At 55.9% G+C, this 19,098-nt stretch carries 16 protein-coding genes; 4 read left to right on the forward strand and 12 right to left on the reverse strand.

Going from position 1 to position 19,098, the window contains the following annotated elements; genetic code table 11:
* The first annotated feature begins 28 nt into the window (after window positions 1-28).
* Window positions 29-748 (forward strand): 2,3,4,5-tetrahydropyridine-2,6-dicarboxylate N-acetyltransferase, encoded by a 720-nt coding sequence (gene dapD / locus DW171_RS00185; protein WP_118094523.1) that lies wholly within the window; start codon window positions 29-31, stop codon window positions 746-748.
* Window positions 749-993: 245 nt separating this feature from the next.
* Here the strand turns inward: dapD and DW171_RS00190 are convergent, their stop codons facing one another.
* From DW171_RS00190 to DW171_RS00230, 9 genes are all read right to left on the reverse strand, one after another.
* Window positions 994-1,998, reverse strand: coding sequence for a nucleoid-associated protein (locus tag DW171_RS00190; protein ID WP_022094136.1), 1,005 nt, complete (start codon window positions 1,996-1,998; stop codon window positions 994-996).
* 111 nt (window positions 1,999-2,109) lie between these two features.
* Window positions 2,110-3,270, reverse strand: a complete 1,161-nt coding sequence (locus DW171_RS00195) for a DUF2974 domain-containing protein (protein WP_118270132.1) — start codon at window positions 3,268-3,270, stop codon at window positions 2,110-2,112.
* Between the two features lie 114 nt (window positions 3,271-3,384).
* A complete protein-coding gene (locus DW171_RS00200; protein WP_118270133.1) occupies window positions 3,385-4,335 on the reverse strand; it encodes an L-lactate dehydrogenase in 951 nt (316 codons plus the stop codon).
* A 200-nt stretch (window positions 4,336-4,535) separates the two neighbouring features.
* Entirely contained in the window at window positions 4,536-5,699 is a 1,164-nt protein-coding gene (locus DW171_RS00205; protein WP_006234344.1) for a pyridoxal phosphate-dependent aminotransferase, read from the reverse strand.
* Window positions 5,700-5,816: 117 nt separating this feature from the next.
* Window positions 5,817-7,817 carry an NAD(+) synthase gene (locus tag DW171_RS00210; protein ID WP_117855750.1) on the reverse strand — a complete coding sequence of 667 codons (2,001 nt, stop codon included), beginning with the start codon at window positions 7,815-7,817 and terminating at the stop codon, window positions 5,817-5,819.
* A 312-nt stretch (window positions 7,818-8,129) separates the two neighbouring features.
* Entirely contained in the window at window positions 8,130-9,554 is a 1,425-nt protein-coding gene (locus DW171_RS00215; protein ID WP_118270134.1) for a radical SAM protein, read from the reverse strand.
* Window positions 9,555-9,611: 57 nt separating this feature from the next.
* On the reverse strand, window positions 9,612-10,451 hold the full coding sequence (locus DW171_RS00220; protein WP_147345491.1) for a hypothetical protein: 840 nt from the start codon (window positions 10,449-10,451) through the stop codon (window positions 9,612-9,614).
* Window positions 10,452-10,458: 7 nt separating this feature from the next.
* A complete protein-coding gene (locus DW171_RS00225) occupies window positions 10,459-11,643 on the reverse strand; it encodes an MFS transporter (protein WP_118270135.1) in 1,185 nt (394 codons plus the stop codon).
* Window positions 11,621-11,902 (reverse strand): DUF2087 domain-containing protein, encoded by a 282-nt coding sequence (locus DW171_RS00230; protein WP_055251466.1) that lies wholly within the window; start codon window positions 11,900-11,902, stop codon window positions 11,621-11,623. Before DW171_RS00230 ends, DW171_RS00225 begins: the two co-directional genes overlap by 23 nt.
* A gap of 493 nt (window positions 11,903-12,395) precedes the next feature.
* Between DW171_RS00230 and DW171_RS00240 the strand changes: the two genes are divergently transcribed.
* Both DW171_RS00240 and DW171_RS00245 read left to right on the forward strand, forming a co-directional pair.
* Entirely contained in the window at window positions 12,396-13,349 is a 954-nt protein-coding gene (locus tag DW171_RS00240; RefSeq protein WP_118270136.1) for a hypothetical protein, read from the forward strand.
* Between the two features lie 136 nt (window positions 13,350-13,485).
* Complete coding sequence (locus DW171_RS00245) at window positions 13,486-14,787, forward strand: hypothetical protein (protein ID WP_118270137.1); 1,302 nt, start codon at window positions 13,486-13,488, stop codon at window positions 14,785-14,787.
* Between the two features lie 214 nt (window positions 14,788-15,001).
* On the opposite strand, the gene ettA is transcribed toward DW171_RS00245, so the two are convergent.
* From ettA to DW171_RS00260, 3 genes are all read right to left on the reverse strand, one after another.
* Window positions 15,002-16,681 carry an energy-dependent translational throttle protein EttA gene (gene ettA / locus DW171_RS00250; protein ID WP_055251458.1) on the reverse strand — a complete coding sequence of 560 codons (1,680 nt, stop codon included), beginning with the start codon at window positions 16,679-16,681 and terminating at the stop codon, window positions 15,002-15,004.
* 184 nt (window positions 16,682-16,865) lie between these two features.
* Entirely contained in the window at window positions 16,866-17,570 is a 705-nt protein-coding gene (locus tag DW171_RS00255; RefSeq protein ID WP_118270138.1) for an SdpI family protein, read from the reverse strand.
* Window positions 17,563-17,841 carry an autorepressor SdpR family transcription factor gene (locus DW171_RS00260; RefSeq protein WP_022094448.1) on the reverse strand — a complete coding sequence of 93 codons (279 nt, stop codon included), beginning with the start codon at window positions 17,839-17,841 and terminating at the stop codon, window positions 17,563-17,565. The genes DW171_RS00255 and DW171_RS00260 overlap by 8 nt, the downstream gene beginning before the upstream one ends.
* A 461-nt stretch (window positions 17,842-18,302) precedes the next feature.
* On the opposite strand from DW171_RS00260, the gene DW171_RS00265 reads away from it, so the two are divergent.
* On the forward strand, window positions 18,303-19,094 hold the full coding sequence (locus tag DW171_RS00265; RefSeq protein ID WP_369832451.1) for a ThiF family adenylyltransferase: 792 nt from the start codon (window positions 18,303-18,305) through the stop codon (window positions 19,092-19,094).
* Window positions 19,095-19,098: the final 4 nt, after the last annotated feature.

Raw genomic sequence — 19,098 nt, forward strand, 5'->3', positions numbered from 1 at the left:
CCATACCCCCTCAAAGGAGAGACAGCATATGAGCAACGCAGCCGAGATGGACGCACAGGAGATTATCAACTACATCGCCACCGCGCCCAAAAAGACGCCCGTCAAGCTGTACGTGCGCGAGAAGCCCGGCATGAAGGTTGCCTGGGGCGACGCGCATGTCTACGGCGGGCGGCGCGGCAAGACCGTCTTTGGCGACTGGGATGAGCTCAGGGCAATCCTCGACGCCAACGCCGACTCTATCGACTACTACGACGTAGAGAACGACTGCCGCAACTCCGCCGTGCCCATGCTCGACCTTAAGGGCATCAACGCCCGCATCGAGCCGGGCGCGATCATCCGCGACCGCGTCGAGATCGGCGACCGTGCCGTCATCATGATGGGTGCCATCATCAACATCGGCTCCGTTATCGGCGAGGGTTCCATGATCGATATGGGCGCCGTGCTGGGCGGCCGCGCCACCGTGGGCAAGAACTGCCATATCGGCGCCGGCACCGTGCTGGCAGGCGTTGTGGAGCCCGCCAGCGCCACGCCCGTCATCATCGAGGACGATGTCATGATCGGCGCAAACGCCGTGGTCCTGGAAGGCGTGCGCGTGGGCAAGGGCGCTGTTGTCGCCGCCGGCGCCGTGTGCGTCGAGGACGTCCCCGCCGGCGCCGTCGTGGCCGGTGTCCCCGCCCGCGTCATCAAGATGCGCGACGAGAAGACCGACAGCAAGACCGGCCTCGAGGAAGGTCTGCGCCAGCTGTAGGGTTACGCGGGTTTACCAACCCGCGTAACGGCTCGACGCTGCAAACGCCCCAGAGCGGCAATCTGACGTTCAATCGTCGGGCATGACCAAAAGGTCAATGCCCTCCTCTTTCACGTCACCTTGCTCGCTCTGGGGCGTTTTCGCTGACTTATGCTCAACCAGTAGCGTAATTAAGCCCCAAGTAAAAAGGCCGAAGCCCTCATCCGAGGCTTCGGCCTTTATTTTTTGCAGCGTCCAAGCGCAGTTTATCGATTCTCGATGCTGCCGATGTTTTTGAGCTCGATGGAAATGAGGCCGTTGGGCTCGTTGACAAACTCGATGTACTCGGAGTTCGAACCCATCTCGGCCGGGAAGCTGATCTCGATGCCCGTGTCGGTACGGATCTTGTGGTTGCGCACCGCCGCGCGCTCGACCTGCTTGCGCTCCACGGGAACGCGCTCGGGAACCTTCTCCTCGGTCAGTGCCGCGCGCACACTTTCCTTGATGACCGGCTCGTCCTCAAAGACCTCGTCCACGATATCCCAGGGCGGCAGCTCCTCGTCGTCTTCGACCTTCTCGGCGACGGCGGCCTTGACCTTGGCGAGCGCGACGGCCGTGTTGGCACCGTGCTCCTCGGCGACCTCCTCGACCACGCGCGTCACGGTGTCGATGACCTCCTTGCCCGACACGCCCGTGTCGCACTGCAACAGGCCATCGGGGATGAGCATGCGGTCCTCGCCGGCAATCTTGCGCTTCTTGTCTACGTAGCCGATCTCCATGGTGCTCGCGCGCACGATGGCATAGCTCGGCACCTTTTGTGAGGGGTTCGGCAGGATAGCGTAGTGGCGCGCGATGTCGTTGCGCACCTCCCCCTCCTCGCGGCCCACTTCGTGCATAAAAGCCTGCTTGGAGCCCAGCAGCATCACGGCAAACCAGCGGGCATCCTCATCGTCGTCAAAATCAGCCACGAGCACGTCGGTGGACTCGGCTTTCTCGGCTTTGGTGAGCTCGGAGGAGATAAACTCCGCAATCTGCTGCGACAGGTCCACGAACTCGCGCTCGCCAAAGAAATAACCCTTGAGCTCGCCGCCAAACGCAGAGTTCTCGGCAAACGTGGCGCGTTTATTGTCGGCCGAGGTACGTGCGCGGCGCAGATGCGTGGTCACGAAGTTGCGCACGGTACGACTCTCGATATCGAGCTCGCGCTGGCTCATAACGTTGACGGCAGAGTCAAAGTCCAGGATATGCAGAATCGCGTGATTGATTTTCATATACGGCATTCCGTTCTAGATCGAATTGAGCACGAATCAGTATAGCGGTCAAGCCCGCCCCAGGCGCATCGAAGATTGGTGCATCGGGGACAGGTTGCTTTGCACCAATGGCTAGCGCAGGAGCTCGGACTGCCAAGCCTCGAGCTGTTCTGCCAGACTCTTACCGGCAGCGGACATGTCGATCTGGGGTCGTTTGGGCAGCAGCGCGCATTTAAGGATTGCCACGATGGTCTGCGAGACAAAACGTCGCGTATCCTTGTCAAAGCCTTGCGCAGCCTGGAGCATCACGGGCAGGCTCTCGCGCAGATTTCCAACGATATCCGCAAACCGCTCAGCACCCGTAGCCTCAAACACGGAGAACAATGCATCTACAAAACGCTCGCGCTCGTTAGGCGACACTGCAAGCAGCATCTCGCGAATGGAGCCATCAACGTATCGAGCACCGGCGGACAGGCGCTCACAGTACACGAAGTCGCGACCATCAACCACCCAGCTAAAGGGATTGTGCTGCAGCAGGCTGAACTCGGTGCTCTCAACGATGGCATAGTCCTCCTGTGTCTCGAACATCATGCCAAAGATCGACGACCGAGGTAGCGTCTTGTCGATTCGACCGGAAAGATCGGCAAAGGCGTTGCCGTTCAGAAACTCCTCGACGAAGCCCGGACCATCATGGGAATACACCCGTTCGATTCGCTCACGGGCGACGTCGGAGCACATCGCCGCACCGTACACCGCAAGGTTTCCACCCTTGGAATGACCTCCGCACAAAAGCGGCCCGTCAATCGCATCCGCCGCCTCGTCCACATAACGCGCCGCGGATTCCTGGGCCGGCACAGGACACCGGAATGCCATGTTAAAGTCCTCTTTCCAGCCCACAATCGTACTGTCGGTCCCCCGGAAGGAAAGATAACTAAACCCCGCCGGAAACCGGAACGCCATGGCTGCAAACTGCTCTGTCGCCACCACATCGCTCACGGCACGATAGCCGCAAACGCGTACGCCACGGTAGCGAGGGCTTGCCGCCACGGCCTCCAACAAGGCCCTGCTCCCCTCTGGATCCCACAGGTCGCCAATCATGTCCCGGTAGCACTCGGCACGAAGCAGCTCGCGTACGTCTAGGCCCTGCCAGTTCGTCAGCTCCGCCATATCACCCGGCAAACGCAAATAGGACAACCACGCAAAGACCAGGCTATCCACCGCGCAGAACGGCCGTTCCTCAAACGGGTCAAACACCGTCTGGGCATAGGTCAAAAAATTAGGCGAATCCGACATGGCGCTCCCATCAACTATGGCGCATTGGGGTCAGGTTACTTTGCACCAAAAAGGCGCCCGGACCGTGTGGACCGGACGCCTTTCATTGTAGCCTGTTGCCCAAAAGAGCTGGATTTAGCAGGAGAAGTCGACGCTGTCGATGATGTCCTTGAGGGCCTTGGCGGAGGCGGTAAGCTCATGCTGCTCGTCATCGTTCAGCGGCACGGGGACGCGGCAGACAACGCCGTCGCGGCCAACGACCGTCGGCATGGAGATGGCAAGATCGGACAGGCCATACTCGCCCACCATGAGCGAGGAGACGGGCAGAACGGTCTGCTCATCGCGCATGACGGCGGTGCAGATGCGCTTGACGGCCATGGCGACGCCATAGTAGGTGGCGTGCTTCTTCTCGATGATGGTGTAGGCGGAGTTCTTGACGTCCTCGGCGATGCGCTTCTCGGCAGCCTCATGCTCCAGATGACCGTGAAGCTCGCAGAAGGTGTTCAGCGGAACGCCGGCAACCTGAGCGCTGGACCAAGCGACAAACTCGGAATCGCCGTGCTCACCCATGACATAGGCCTGGACATCGCGCGGGTCGACCTCGACATGGGCACCAAGCATCTGCTGCAGACGGCCGGTGTCGAGCACGGTACCGGAACCGATGACGTGGCCCTCGGGCAGGCCGGACATCTTGATGGCGGCGTAGGTCAGAACATCGACCGGGTTGGAGACGATGAGCAGAATGCCGTCGAAGCCGGACTTCTTAATCTCGGGAATAATGGACTTAAAGATGCTGACGTTCTTGTTGACCAGGTCCAGGCGAGTCTCACCGGGCTTCTGGGCAGCGCCAGCGGTGACGACGATCATGGCGGCGTCGGCGACATCGGAATAATCGCCGGCGTAGATCTTCATCGGCTCGGCAAACGTCATGCCGTGCGCGATATCCAGGGCCTCACCCTCGGCGCGGCTCTTGTCCACGTCGATGAGGACCATCTCGGAGAACAGACCACTCTGCATCAGCGCGAACGCCGAAGACGAACCAACGAAACCGCAGCCGACAATAGCGACCTTCTTCTCGTTAACCATTAGAAACTCCCATCTCTCTCCACAAACAAGCCGCCCGGGAACGACCCGAGCGGCTTGCCGTAATCCCAATACATCCAATCGGGACTTTGATTATGCTCCTATTCGCAGCCAAAAATCGACCGTTTACCGAAATTGTTTGCAGAAATCGTAAAATAACTGCACGAAATCGGTTTCGAGCTATTGACGAGCGGAATAGCTTTCTAATACAGGCCCGCCTCGCGGATGGCCTCGACAGCCAAAGCAATCTGGTCGGGCGGCAAGACCAGCGCCATGCGCACGTGCCCCTCGCCCGAAGGACCAAAGCTCGCGCCCGGCGTCACCACAACGCCGGCCTTCTCCATGAGCTCCTCGCAAAACGCCATGGAATCGGTGCGACCACCGGGAAGCTTGGCCCACACAAACATAGAGCCATGCGCGTTGGGACGCTCCCAGCCCAGGCCCTCAAGACCGTCGCACAGGGCATCGCGGCGCTCCTGGTACTTCAGACGCTGCGCCTCGACCTCATCGCGCGGACCGTTCAGGCAGGCGATAGCAGCCTTCTGGATCGGGAAGAACATACCAAAGTCGATCTGGCCGCGCAGCTTGGCAAAGGCCGAGACCACATCCTCGCGACCGACCAAAAAGCCGATACGCGCACCGGTGACGTTAAACGACTTGGAGAGCGAGAAGAACTCAACGCCCACCTCGAGCGCGCCGGGATACTGCAAGAAGCTGCCGCCCGGCTCGCCGTCGAACACGATGTCGGAGTATGCGTTGTCGTGAACGATGAGCAGGTCGTGCTCGCGGGCGAAAGCGATGATCTCCTCGTAGACCTCGGGCGTGCCCACCGAGCCCACCGGGTTGGCGGGCAGCGACACAATCATGTACTTGGCACGATCGGCCACCTCGGGATCGATACCCGCCACATAGGGCAGGTAATTGTGCTCCGCCACCAGCGGATAGTACTCGAGCTTGGCATCGGCGATCTTGGCACCTGCCTCAAAGACCGGGTAGCACGGATCGGGAACCAGAATGGTGTCACCCGGATCGAGCAGGGCAAGGCCCAAATGGCCAACGCCCTCCTGCGTGCCGTTGCACGACTGCACCATAGACGGCGTAATGCCCGAAACGCCAAAGCGACGCTCGTAGTAATCGCACACGGCTTGCTTGAGTTCGGGCAGGTCGCGCAGGGCATACTTCCACATCTCGGGGTCCTGGGCCGCTTGCGTGAGCGCCTCGACCACGTGGTCGTACGGCTTAAAGTCGGGCGTGCCCACGCTCATGTTGTAAATGGTCTTGCCCTGAGCCTTCAGCGCAAGCAGTTTGTTGTTGAGCGAGGCGAAGACCTCCGCGCCAAAGCGGTCGAGACGCTGCGATGCCTGCATGGTGCCACCTTCCGATATAAAAAAGCGGCGCTCCGACAAGAGCGCCGCGCGATACGGGCCATCAGATTGCAAAAGTGTAACGCTTGCAACCCCCGTATTGGTTCAATTTAGCCAACCTTAGTCAATTGCATTAAGCGCGTCGATCTGCGCAAGCCACAGACGCGAGCTGGCGTCACTCGGCATACGCCAATCGCCGCGCGGACTGAGCGTCACCGAGCCCACCTTGGGACCATCGGGCAGGCAGCTGCGCTTAAACTGCTGGGCAAAGAAGCGACGATAGAACGTACGCAGCCACGTGTGGACGGTCTTGGCATCGTAGACGCCCTCGAAACTCTTGAGCGCCATGCGGTAGATCTTGCCCGGCTCAAAGCCAAAACGCAACAGGTAGTAGAGGAAGTAGTCGTGCAGCTCGTACGGACCCACCAAATCCTCGGTCTTCTGCGCAATCTCGCCGTCGCCCGTGGGCGGCAGAAGCTCGGGGGACACCGGCGTGTCGAGGATGTCGAGCAAGACCTCGGCAATACGCCCGCCAAAGACATCAGCCGCATAGCGCACCAGATGGCGCACAAGCGTCTTGGGCACGCTCGCGTTGACGGCATACATGCTCATATGGTCACCGTTATAGGTAGCCCAGCCGAGTGCCAGCTCCGACAGGTCGCCCGTGCCGATGACAAAGCCGCCAGCCTGATTGGCCAGATCCATCAGAATCTGCGTGCGCTCGCGGGCCTGGCTGTTCTCGTAGGTCACGTCCTGCACGGCCGAATCGTGCTCAATGTCCTTGAAGTGCTGCTCCACGGCCGCGTGGATCGAAACCTCGCGGAAGCTCACGCCAAGGTCGCGAGCGAGCGACTCGGCATTCGACTTGGTACGATGCGTCGTGCCAAAGCCGGGCATGGACACGGCAGTGATGCCTGTGCGCGGCAGCCCCAGCGCATCAAAGGCACGCACGGTCACAAGCAGTGCCAACGTGGAGTCCAGGCCGCCCGAAAGACCGATGACAGCCGCCTTGGTACCCGTATGGGCAAGGCGGGTCTTGAGGCCCGCAGTCTGCAGGTCGAGGATGGTCTCGCAGCGCTCGGCCAGGTCGCCATGGTCGGCCGGCACAAAGGGCGCGCGCGGGAAAACGCGGTCGATATCGCAGGCATCGCGCAGGACAGGCTCTTCGGCCAACACACCCTCAAACGAAAACTCAACGGTCGTGTCCTCCGGCGCATCGTCCGCGCGTGTCCACGTCGTCGAGCGGCGGCGCTCGGCAACCAGGCGGTCAAGGTCAACATCGGCGACGGCCATGTCGCAGGTAAGCAGTTTGGTGGCGGCCAGCTTAGAGCCGTTTTCGTAGATCAGGTTCTCGCCCGCAAAGACCATGTCGGTCGTGGACTCGCCCTCGCTCGCATCGGCGTAGACATAGGCGCAGTACAGGCGCGCACTCTGATTGGAGATAAGGCTGCGGCGGTAATCCGCCTTGCCGATAATCTCGTCCGAGGCCGACGGGTTGAGAATCACCGTCGCACCGGCAAGCGCCATCTCGGTCGAAGGGGGTGCCGGCACCCACAGGTCCTCACAGACTTCAACGCCCAGCACCAGGTCCTCGGCGCCTTCATCACAGCAACGGTAGACAAGCCCCGAACCCAGCGGGACCGGACCCTGACCGGCAAATTCAACCCACACGGGATCCGCAGGCGCCGGAGCAAACCAACGGCGCTCATAGAACTCGCCATAGTTGGGCAGATACTTCTTGGCCGTGAGGCCCAAAAGCTCGCCCGCGCAGCACACGGCGGCGCAGTTGTAGATATTCTCGGCAACTGCAACGGGAAGACCGATGGTAAAGACGACCGGCAACTCACGGGTTTCATCAAGGATGTGCACAAGTGCCGCCTCGCAGGCATGCAGCAGTGTGCGGTTATGGAACAGATCGGCCGCGGTATAGCCGCACAGATTAAGCTCGGGCAACACCAACGCGCGAATGCCGCGCTCGGCAGCTCTGCGAACAGCTGCCAGCGCAACCTCGGCATTACCCTCGACATCGGCCACGCGAATCTGCGGCGACGCCGCCGCCACACGCAAAAAGCCATCGTTCTTATTAGCCGAAACGCAGCATTGCCTTGTTGATCTGGACACTGGAGGCCCCTTCTACCCTGAGATTCAGTCTAACGGACGTTCACATATCTCTAACTAGCCAAAGCAACCTCTCAGTTTACTGAGACGCCAACCTGTGCTAAGAGCATGTATTCCAATAATATCTTTAATTAAAAAAGGAGAAATCGATAATCGACTTCTCCTTTAAGCGAGGCAAGTTAATTCCGAAACTAATGGCAGAATTTATCCATGTAGTCCTCAAAGTCGAACACTTCTACCACGACGCCCTCTTCCTGAGACTCTTTCAGTTGCTCCAAGAGATCTTTGTTAATAACGTCCATGCAGAAACCTCCTCTATCTAATCAATTGTAGTATATCTGCTTTCATGCAATTATCAACCAACTTGTTTAATTGCTCCTCGTTTGTCGATAGTCCCTCTTTTTTCAAAATGTCGCGCACCTCGTTCTTAGTAATCGGCTTTTCAAACAACGAAAGCAAAGCGAACGAAAAATCATTAACCGCACACATTCTATGGGTGGCACAACTCAGCAGTACTCTTAACCCCTCTTTTGAGCGTCCGACTTCTTTAACAAACGAACTTTTAACCAATTGAAAACCGTTATCGTGCATTACATAATCGGCATCGATATTTGTATTCAGCAATCCATAATGCAACAGTTCTTCTATCGCCCTTGTCAGCTCGAGGTCGCCCTGATCAAGAATAAGAGAAATGCTACAATCGGCCTCCAATAAACGGGCCAACTTAAGGTATACCAACTGGGAAACAGCATAGACATGATGGTATTCAGAATTATAGAAGTAGGCAAATGGCTCAACGAGCACGACAGAGGTCTTGGAATCCAGCCAGATTCGATCAGCTGGATTTAGACTAGTTAGCCGTCGCTTTACTTTGGTCAAATGTCCCTTATACCTGACAGCGTGAATAGAATCTAGGATCCAGGTCACCTCTGAAATATGAAGCCGCTGGGGCAAGTCAATTGTGTCGCTACCGTTTATGACCTCTTGCATATAAAAATCAATATGATGCTCATCAGATAAGGATTTTGCTTCATTTAAAGTTAAACCAGTGCCTGAAACATAATCCACTTCGAGGCGCAAATCCTCATATTGGGACTTCGGCATTACAGAGACACCATACTTATCGGGATGATTCCAAACATCCGACCCCATAACGAGACCAAAATTCGTAAATCCTCTCGTGGAATATGGAACACCACATACCTGTTTTGAATAATTCAAAACATTCTCTGTATAAGCTAAGGTGTTCAGAGCCTCTTCTTTAGTTTCGGTCGGAAAGCCAATCAAAAAAAATAGATGAACAGGAATACCCGCATTGAGACAATCATGGATATTGCGATCAATCCAATCAACTCTCGTGTTCTTCTTCATTAGATCAAGAACTCTTTGGTTGTATGACTCGAGGCCAAACTGAATCTGCCTACATCCACTTTGGTATATCTTATTAAAAACGTCTGTACTTAGGGTTGGAGAGAACCTCGTTTCTCCATGCCAGAAAAACGTTTTTCCCGATGCGTTTATTTCATCCGCGAGTTGCTCCATTCTTTTGCCTTCGAATGTTTCATCCACAAAAGAGAAAACTCTCGTGCCGTATTTTTCATTTAACCGACACATTATTTCAAATACTCTCGATATAGGCATCTTTCGGTAACAACCACCGGTAGCACCGGGAATGGTGCAGAAGGCGCAATGATTAAAACACTGCCTAGAGGAATAAACCGGCAATATTAGCTCAGGCATGAAGTATTTAGAAAGGGCGAAGCCATCGAAATCGGGAACTGTATCGTTGATAAATGTTTACTCAATCCGATGGTTTTTATATATCTTTCCACCTTTAGCATGGCAAAGGTTTGGAACACAGTCGAGGTTGTCATCACCAGAGTCAAGAGCCTCAAGAAGACGTGCAAGCGGCTCTTCGCCGTCATACATCATTATCGAATCAATGTATTCAAAAAAGGGATGCCATTCTTTCATGCAGTCATCTGCTAAACGAGTAATGTAATTGCCGCCCAATGAGACGTGTTTAACAGATGGACATTCTTCTTTAATCAGTTTCGCTAACGTAACTGCAGAAATCAATTGGAAACAGCCGCTCACCGAAATCCCAATAAACTCGATTTTTTCCCTCTGAATTCGCTTAAGAAAGGCAGTTTCATAGAAGGAAATAAACGGATTATGCAAGGTATCCGCAAGCGATTTCATTATTTCTGGTGTCGAATAATAATCATAGGGCAGATCTATGGAGTTGAACGTGTATTTAACTCCATATGAGACGTGATTTATGATATAGAGTGCATTTCTAAAAATGTTTTCAGCATATTGTCTTTCTTTTAGATTAAAGTATCTCTTCGATCTGAAAATATCTTTTGCCTCGTCAACATTAAGTGCCGACTTTTGTATCAACTCGATTGTTAATTGAACATTCGAACTAAACGAATCCTTTGATTCCCGATACCTTTTACAGCACTCTTCGACATGTCTAAAAGATAGGAGGTCATCGTAAAATTCCACGTTTAAGTCAACAATGTCAACTTTGTATTGTTCAACCTCTTGAAGATATGACTTCAAAACAGGCAAGGCAAGATACGGCCCCACTGGACTCCATCCTGGGGGAAATACTAAAAGTGTTTTAGGCATATCAACGTCACATCTTTCGCAAATAATTCAATTGAAACACAACTACCATCATAATTGAAAATACGCCAAGTCCTGTAACGAGAATTGAGAACATCGCGATGCTCGTGAACAGCGAAACAAGAAGTGTTGAAATAACAACAGCAACCGATTGCAAAGACTCCCTAATTGAAAACAGGCTTATCGATTCAGATCCGTCTCTCGCCAAATCCTGCAGCGATGTTATGAGAAGCACATCTTGAATGGCGTTTCCGGCACCGACGATAAAAAGGAAAATAAACGATATCCCAGACGCATAGCGATAGCCAAACGCCAGATACGCACCGAGCGCAAGATACGTCACAAAACAATATGATTTAACGCAATCGGAACCACTGATTAAACGACCATATATTGTATTTCCGAACAACAGTCCGATTGTAAGACTACTCTGAAGGAATCCGTATTGTATCGATGACGAGTCAAATTGCAATTGCGCTATAGCTGGCAAAAGAGAATTCAGAGAGCCGAATGCCACGCCACTAGAAATATCGATTAATAGGAAACCAATTGCCAAGTGCTTCGCGCTAAGATCACTAAATGCAGTCCTGTTTTTTTCATTTTTGCTTATTCCCTCTTTATCATTAACCTCGATAACCGACGGAACATCTCGCAGCAACCAGAACGACGCGGCAAAAGAAAGCGCGTCTAATGCAAGAACAGCCTCCGCCCCAAATTGAGCGACAACAAAACCGCCGGCAACTGGCCCCAGAACCATCATCAAATTCTGCAGGAACCCAAACGAATTATTAATTACGTCGCGATTGATACTATTCGTATTGGCTCTTAACAACGAGTAAAAGCAGGGCATTTCTACCGTTCGGCAAAGCGATACCGCGCACGTAATAGCAAACATACTCCATTTACTATCAACAAAAATATAGCAAACGAATAATCCCACGCGAATTAAGTCTGCCAATCTCATGGCCTGCAGTGTCCCGATACCCATCTTCTGAGGCAGCTGCGCGAGCGCAACTGAAAACAGAGAGGGGGCAAATCTGCAGCAGACCATCAAAGCAGTTGCAGAAACATCGTGAGTTACCTCGTAAATCAGCATTGGCAAAGCAATATTCGCACACCAATTGCCTATTTCGCTTATCCCTCTAGCAATATATAGGACCCGAACCGGACGGCTAGCTCTCAATACCGTGAACATCACGATTAACCTCGTATTTCAGGCCTCGTTCATCCCTTAATAGGAATCCATAATCAACCAAGTACCGCCTCAACACGGCATAATCAGGATAGAGCTGTGACAGCACACGATTAACCTGAAGCTCCGTATAACTTGTATTTAATTCAAAGAAAGAGACGGCCCATAGCAGCATGATTCTTTTATAGCTTTCCTTTTTTGGAATTGAAACCAGCTCGCCATTCTTGAGAAATCGTTTTTTAAAGTCTATTAGCTCATCCATTCACATCCTCCATTTCATACGCATCTAATACTAAAAATGCATACGCTTTAGGTCATCGCATTCAGCTTCTTTATTCGAACTAAACTCGAACTAATCTAAATTATTTGCTCAGACACTCTTCGAAAGCTCCTTTTTCACTCTGAGTAAAATGCCCTTCCCAGTCAGTCCACGAACAGGAAGGCAACTCACAACGAGCGGAGTCGAAACCCTCTGCCGTCGGTCGTTCAAAATGCACGATAACCTTTTCGATATCGCCATCTGTAATCAGGTCAGAATGAATGACCTCGGTTCCATCTTCGAATGTCATATACGGGTACATCACGTAAACCACCTCGCAAATATAAATCCAGTTTAGCATCAAGCTATTGCACCAAAGACAGCAAGCCCCCTTGATGAGTTGATGGTATCTGTTAAATGTCACGCACGATTCACATCTGGTGGGTACCCTGATGGCTACACGAAACGAAGCAGATTTACACCGGGAGGACCCCGTATGACAACCAAGTACACCGACGCGCCGCGTACACGCGTCATGACTCCCGCCGCACTGAACAACGGCGTTCACGAAAACCATTCCATCGGCCAGACCATGGCCATCGCGCCCAAAAAAGGCCTGTTCGACGACATTTCCATTCCCCAGATCATCGCCGGCGCCGCAGCTGCCGCCACGAGCGTGGCGCTTGCTTCAAAGATCGGCATTGCCGGCTCGGTGATTGGTGCCGCTGTGAGCTCAGTCATCACTGTTGTGTCTTCGCAGGTCTATCGCCACTTTATCACCGCCAGCGCCGAAGCAATCAAGGGCACGCATGCCGCTGTCGACTACCCTACCGGCGCCTACGAGCCCGTTGAGCCCAATGTCGAGGAGCACCTAGGTGGCGCCGCAACCACGCAGGAGATGCGCCAGGTTGCGGGACGCGCGACCACGGCGCGCGTCGCTCCCAACAGCCTGCGCGCCAAGGCGGCGGCTGAGCGCAGCCAGACGCAAAAGAAGGTCATCGTCTTCTCGATCGCTATCGCCATCGTCGCGGTCATCGCCTGCGCCGGCGCCATCCTTATCACCACTGCCGGTGAGGGTCTGGGCGAGCATCCCGAGCCAATCCTGTCGTCGCGCACGACCGAGAGCGATGCAAATGGCAACACCCAGTCGCAGGATCAGCAGGCACAGACGGACGATACGCAAGACAGTTCTACCTCTGCCAATTCGTCCTCGAACACCCAAAACCAATCGCAGGGCGTCGATTCCTCTGCGAACAACAGCGGCACGCAATCCGGCACGACTGACTCAAGCCAAACGACTGACGGCTCTCAACCGAGCACGGGCGACCAGGCGAATGGCAATACACCGAGTACGGGATCCACCGACAACAGCAACACCAACAGCTCGAGCGGAACCGCGTCCGGCACGGCATCTGACAGTTCAAGCCAAGGCACGACATCGGGCAACTAGGCACTGCATCCCCAGATAGGCAACCTGTACAACGGGCGCGAACCGACAGCGGTTCGCGCCCGTTTGCCTTGGGCGCCGCCATGGCGAGTGCCATGCGATGGTAAGATGCTTTACATGTGTAAAGAGGAGATTTGCCATGAGCAAGACAATAGTTAGGCCCACGCTATCGCTGGGCAACCACATCTATCTGTATCGCCTGCTGCGCGATGCGATTGGGTGTGGCAAGCAAACGTTTATGACACAGGTCGAGGAGGCGCTCACCGCTGGCGACATGACCGCTTATGACCTGGGCTTCGAATCCACGCGCGAGCTGCTCGAAGAGCTTGACGACTGCATTAAGCTGACCGTCTTTAAGGGCGGTCGCCTGTATGCCACCGTCATCGCCAACGAGGCCTGGGATGCCGCACTTGCCAAGGGCGAGGACAAGCCCAAGACCGCCAAGGGCGCCAAGCAGTCCTACAAAAAGAAAAAGCGCGGTGAGAAGGACCTCAAGGCCGTGCGCCCCAAGCACGTTAAGCGTCCTGAGCCCGAAACCGAGACCGAGGTTGTGCCGGAGCCCGAGCCCGAGACAGAGATCGAAGTCGCTATTGAGGTAACGGCAGAAGCCGAAACCGAAATCGCCGCCACGACCGATCCCGAAGTCATATCCGAGCAGGAAGCCACTGCGGAGCTCAACGAGGCTCCCAAGTCGACAACAGAAGAAGCCGCTAGCCAACCTGAGGCGCCTGCGCTCCAAAACAGCGATGTCTTTGGCGACGAGGCCGAGGACGATCAGCCCGACGAGCCCGACGATCAAGACGCTACTGAGTCGACGCCGGAGCCCGAGACGCCGCGGCCTGCCATCTCGCTTACGGTCGTCTATGACCCTGAAAACGCCAACGCCGGCATCACCACCATGGCGTCCACGCCGGTCGAGACAAAGTCGAGCGTCGAGAATCAGAGCGCTCCGCAAGTCGAGTTCGACACCGCGACCGCAGACGCACCTGCCATCGTCGAACCCGCAGATTCCGCGGCGATGCCGAAAGCGGACACCGAATCAGTACTCGGCGCCGAACCCGCGCCCGTCATCGAGGTGACGCCCGTCAATGAGCAGGCCTTCGCACCGACGATGGTACCGGCCCCCGCACCCGTAGCGCCCGCCATCCCCGAGGACTTCCCCATCGATTTCGCAACCGAGGTCTTCTGCCCCGGTCCATTGCTACACCAGCTGTCGACCTATCTCCCCTACGGCGCCGATACCCTCGGCATCGTCGGCGAGTACTACTGGATCGCCCGCGAGCGCGGTACCATCGAGGCCGCGCGAAACCGCGCAAGCTTCCCCCTGCGCTACACGCAGGCCGGCGAGCGCCACGAGGTTGCCGTGCGCATCCGCCGCAACACCACCGTCGGTCTCGGAGCCACCTGGACCATCGATAAAGTCGAAGAACCCGAGCAGTAACGACAAACGGCTCAAATCCAAATCAGGATTTGAGCCGTTTATATTTGTTGATGTTGCGTAACCAACAGCGAGCGGGCCGCAAGTGCCCCAGGTTGCCGTGAAAGAGGAGCGACGCGTACTTCGGTACGCGAGCGACGGCTTGAACGGCAAGATGGGGTGCTTGCGACCCGCGCAGCGTCGAGCAGTTACGCGGTTTGGAAAACCGCGTAACGATCTAGTCGCGCGTCAGCTTACGGTGAATACGATGCGGCTGGGCTGCGTCCTCACCCAGGCGCTCGATACGGTTGGCCTGATAGGCCTCAAAGTTGCCCTCGAACCAATACCAGTTGCCCGGATTCTCGTCGGTGCCCTCCCACGCCAGAATGTGCGTGGCGACGCGGTCCAGGAACATACGATCGTGGCTAATGACCACCGAGCAGCCCGGGAACTCGAGCAGCGCCGCCTCGAGCGAGGACAGCGTCTCGACGTCGAGGTCGTTCGTGGGCTCGTCGAGGAGCAGCAGGTTGCCGCCCTGCTTGAGCGTGAGCGCCAGGTTCAGACGGTTGCGCTCGCCACCGGAGAGTACGCCAGCGCGCTTCTGCTGGTCCTGGCCCTTAAAGCCAAAGCTCGCCACGTACGCGCGGCTGGGGACCTCGGTCTCGCCGACCATCATGTGGTCCAGACCATCCGAGACGACCTCCCACAGGTTCTTGTCGGGGTCGATGCCAGAACGGTTCTGATCGACATAGGAGATCTTGACGGTCTCGCCCACCTCGAGCTCGCCCGAAGTCAGCGGCTCCAGGCCCACGATGGTCTTGAAGAGCGTAGTCTTGCCCACACCGTTGGGGCCGATGACGCCCACGATGCCGTTACGCGGCAGGGTGAAAGAAAGGTCGTCGATGAGCACGCGACCGTCGAATTCCTTGTGCAGGTGATGGGCCTCGAGCACCTTGTTACCCAAACGCGGTCCAACGGGAATGCGGATATCGGTCCAGTCGAGCTTCTGGCTTGCGCGGGCCTCGGCCTCCATCTCCTCGTAGCGAGCCAGACGGGCCTTGTTCTTGGCCTGACGAGCCTTGGGCGAGCTGCGCACCCACTCGAGCTCGGCCTCCATGCGCTTGGCGAGCTTGGCATCGCGGTTGCCCTGAGCCTCGATACGCGCGGCCTTGGTCTCCAGATACGTGGAGTAGTTGCCCTTGTAGGGATAGAGGTGACCGCGGTCGACCTCGCAGATCCACTCGGCAACGTTATCCAGGAAGTAGCGATCGTGTGTGACGGCCAGCACTGCACCCTGGTAGTTGTGCAGGAAGTGCTCGAGCCACAGGATCGACTCGGCGTCCAGATGGTTCGTGGGCTCGTCGAGCAGCAGCAGGTCGGGAGCCTCGAGCAGCAGCTTGCACAGGGCCACGCGGCGGCGCTCGCCGCCAGAGAGCACGTTAACCGGCATGTCGGAATCGGGCAGCTGCAGGGCGTCCATGGCCTGGCCGAGCTTGGAATCGATATCCCAGCCATCGGCGGCATCGATCTCGTCCTGAAGCTTGCCCATCTCGGCCATGAGGGCGTCCATGTCGCAGTCCGGGTCGCACATCTCCTCGCCGATCTTGTTGAAGCGATCGACCTTGGCGATCATATCGCCAAACGCCATGCGCACGTTCTCGATGACGGTCTTGTCGTCATCGAGCGGCGGCTCCTGCTGCAGGATGCCCACGGTGTAGCCGGGGGTAAGCCTTGCATCGCCGTTGGAGACCTCCTCGATACCGGCCATGATCTTGAGCAGGGTCGACTTGCCCATGCCGTTGGGGCCCACGACGCCGATCTTGGCACCGGGATAGAAGCTCAGGGTCACGTCGTCAAGAATCACCTTGTCGCCATGGGCCTTACGAGCCTGATACATCTGGTAGATAAACTCCGCCATTTGCCTATTTTATCCTTTCTACCTTCTGTTTCCCTATTCTTGATTCGCTTTAGTGGAAACGAAATGAGGAAACCAGCTCTGAAACTAAACGAAAAAGGGGCATGGTTGCCCACACCCCCTAATACTACCTGGGAAAAGTCCCTCGGAACATACTATGAACTGCGTACGCTAGTTTTCCGCAACCTTAACGAGCGGCTCGCTGCGATTTGCGCCACAGCAGATACGAATAGACGTAGGCAGCTCCAGCTGAACCAAACGCCAGAACCGCAATCACCGCGGCGACGACTTCACTCGAAAGCACGCTACCCGCCACGCCCATCACAATCAGGCCAACGCCCAGCACCATAAAGCAGGCACCGCCAAAACGCTGCGTACGGCGCCAGTTCTCGGGATCGGCAAGCGCCCAGGGCGTCTTGATACCGAGCGTGTAGTTCTGCTTTACGCGCGGTAAGTAGTTGCCCATACCAATAAAGAGCAAGCCGATAGCGCCTGATACCAGCAAATTGACCGTTCCTACCACCGGCACGATGCCCCACACCGTTAGCTCCCCCAGCCAGCTTATGGCACACATGAGCAGCGTGAAGGCGATTACGAAGCCCTGATAGAACTTACCCGAGGTCCGATACGCCTCGCCCTTGGGGTCAATGCGTGGCACGACGTAGAACATCGCGAGAAGTGCCAGAGGCAACACGCCGAGCGCGGAGGCCATCCAGCTAGGGCCCCAACCGTCGACGGCGCCATTCGCGCCCCAGTGCGTGGGAATCTGCGCCGGCAGGCTCGGCATCACTATCAGATGCGCTGCGACATTGGCAACGCACAGAGCGACCAGTGCAATCCACACGCGCGACGATACCCCCGTGACGTGAATGCCCTTGTTTTCGTTATTCATCCTTATCACCTTCAGTGTTTGTAAAGCCCATAAACCAGCCAATCAAGTCCTGCATGACGGTGGTATTTAAGCTGTAAACGATGTTTTGGCCATGGCGCTCATCGGTCACCAGCCCGGCGTTTTTAAGCGTTGCCAGATGATGGCTGAGCGACGGTTTGCTTATGTCGAAATGCTCGGCGAGCTCCCCCGCCGTGCAATTGCCCTCGCGCAGCAGTTCTAAAATGCGCCGCCGCGTTGGATCCGCCAGCGCCTTAAAACCTTCTCCCGGCATAGAACCTCCTCTCGCTATCTCTCGCGACGTGCACACTATACTCGATATTTAGATGTTTGTCTAATTATCTAATAGCAATGTTATGTATAGAACATTCGTTCGTTTTTAGATACAATGGGTCCAGAAGCAGATGGGCCAGCTCCCTCTTCCCAAGAAGGAGATGGACTATGAGTATTAACGATGTCCTGACGTTGTTGTTGCTTGTAATCGCGGCTGTGGAGCTCGGCATCCACATTGGAGGTCGAATGAAATAGCCGCCCCCGCGTAATGCGAAGACGGCCACTTCTCACGCTACAAACGTGTTTGGGAGTTGGCCAACCCGCTGCAACGGGTGCCATCTGCTTCATCTTATGCGAATCACTGCCTCATTTCAACAAGCCCCTAGGGCTCAAATGGAATCGCGATAATACCTATAATGGCGATAGCTAAAACACGATTCGCTTCCCCATCGGAGGATGTCTATGACCGAAACTGCTGCACTCGTCGAGACACGCGACACCAAGCTCGAAATCATCATGGGCCGCGAGGCACTCGACAAGCTCGCCGATGCCACGGTGCTGGTACTCGGCTGCGGAGGTGTGGGCTCTAACTGCTGCGAGGCACTTGCCCGTGGCGGCATTGGTCATTTCGTCATTCTGGACAAGGACATCATCGCGCCCAGCAATATCAATCGCCAGGCCATCGCCTTTCATAGCACCGTCGGCAAGCGCAAGGTTGACGTGATGGAAGCCATGATCCACGATATCAATCCTGCCGCCACCGTCATCAAGCGTACCGAATACCTGCTGAGCGACAACATCGATGATTTCTTCGCGAGCGTTTTGGAGCAGACGGGCGGCAAGCTCGACTACGTCGTCGACGCCATCGACACCATCTCGGCCAAGCTCACCATTGCCAAATATGCTCAGGACCACGGCATTCGTTTGGTTAGTTCCATGGGCGGGGCCAACAAGCTCCATCCCGAGTGCCTCCGCTTTGCCGACATCTTCGATACGGTACGTGACCCCATGAGCCGCATTATGCGCAAAGAATGTAAGAAGCGCGGAATCAAGAGCCTACACGTACTGTTTAGCTGCGAGGAATCGGTTAAGACACAGCCCCGCGATCCTTCCAACATCCACGAGCGCACCGAGCTGGGAACCGCCAGCTTTATGCCGCCCATCATGGGTCAGATGATTGCCGGCGAGGTTATCCGCCAGATTAGCGGGCGCGGGTGCGAGCGCGTGCGCGCCGATGGCCAGCGCTTGGACTAGCAGG

Origin of the sequence: Collinsella sp. AM15-2 (genome assembly GCF_003471985.1) — a bacterium.
In the GTDB taxonomy this organism is placed as follows: domain Bacteria; phylum Actinomycetota; class Coriobacteriia; order Coriobacteriales; family Coriobacteriaceae; genus Collinsella.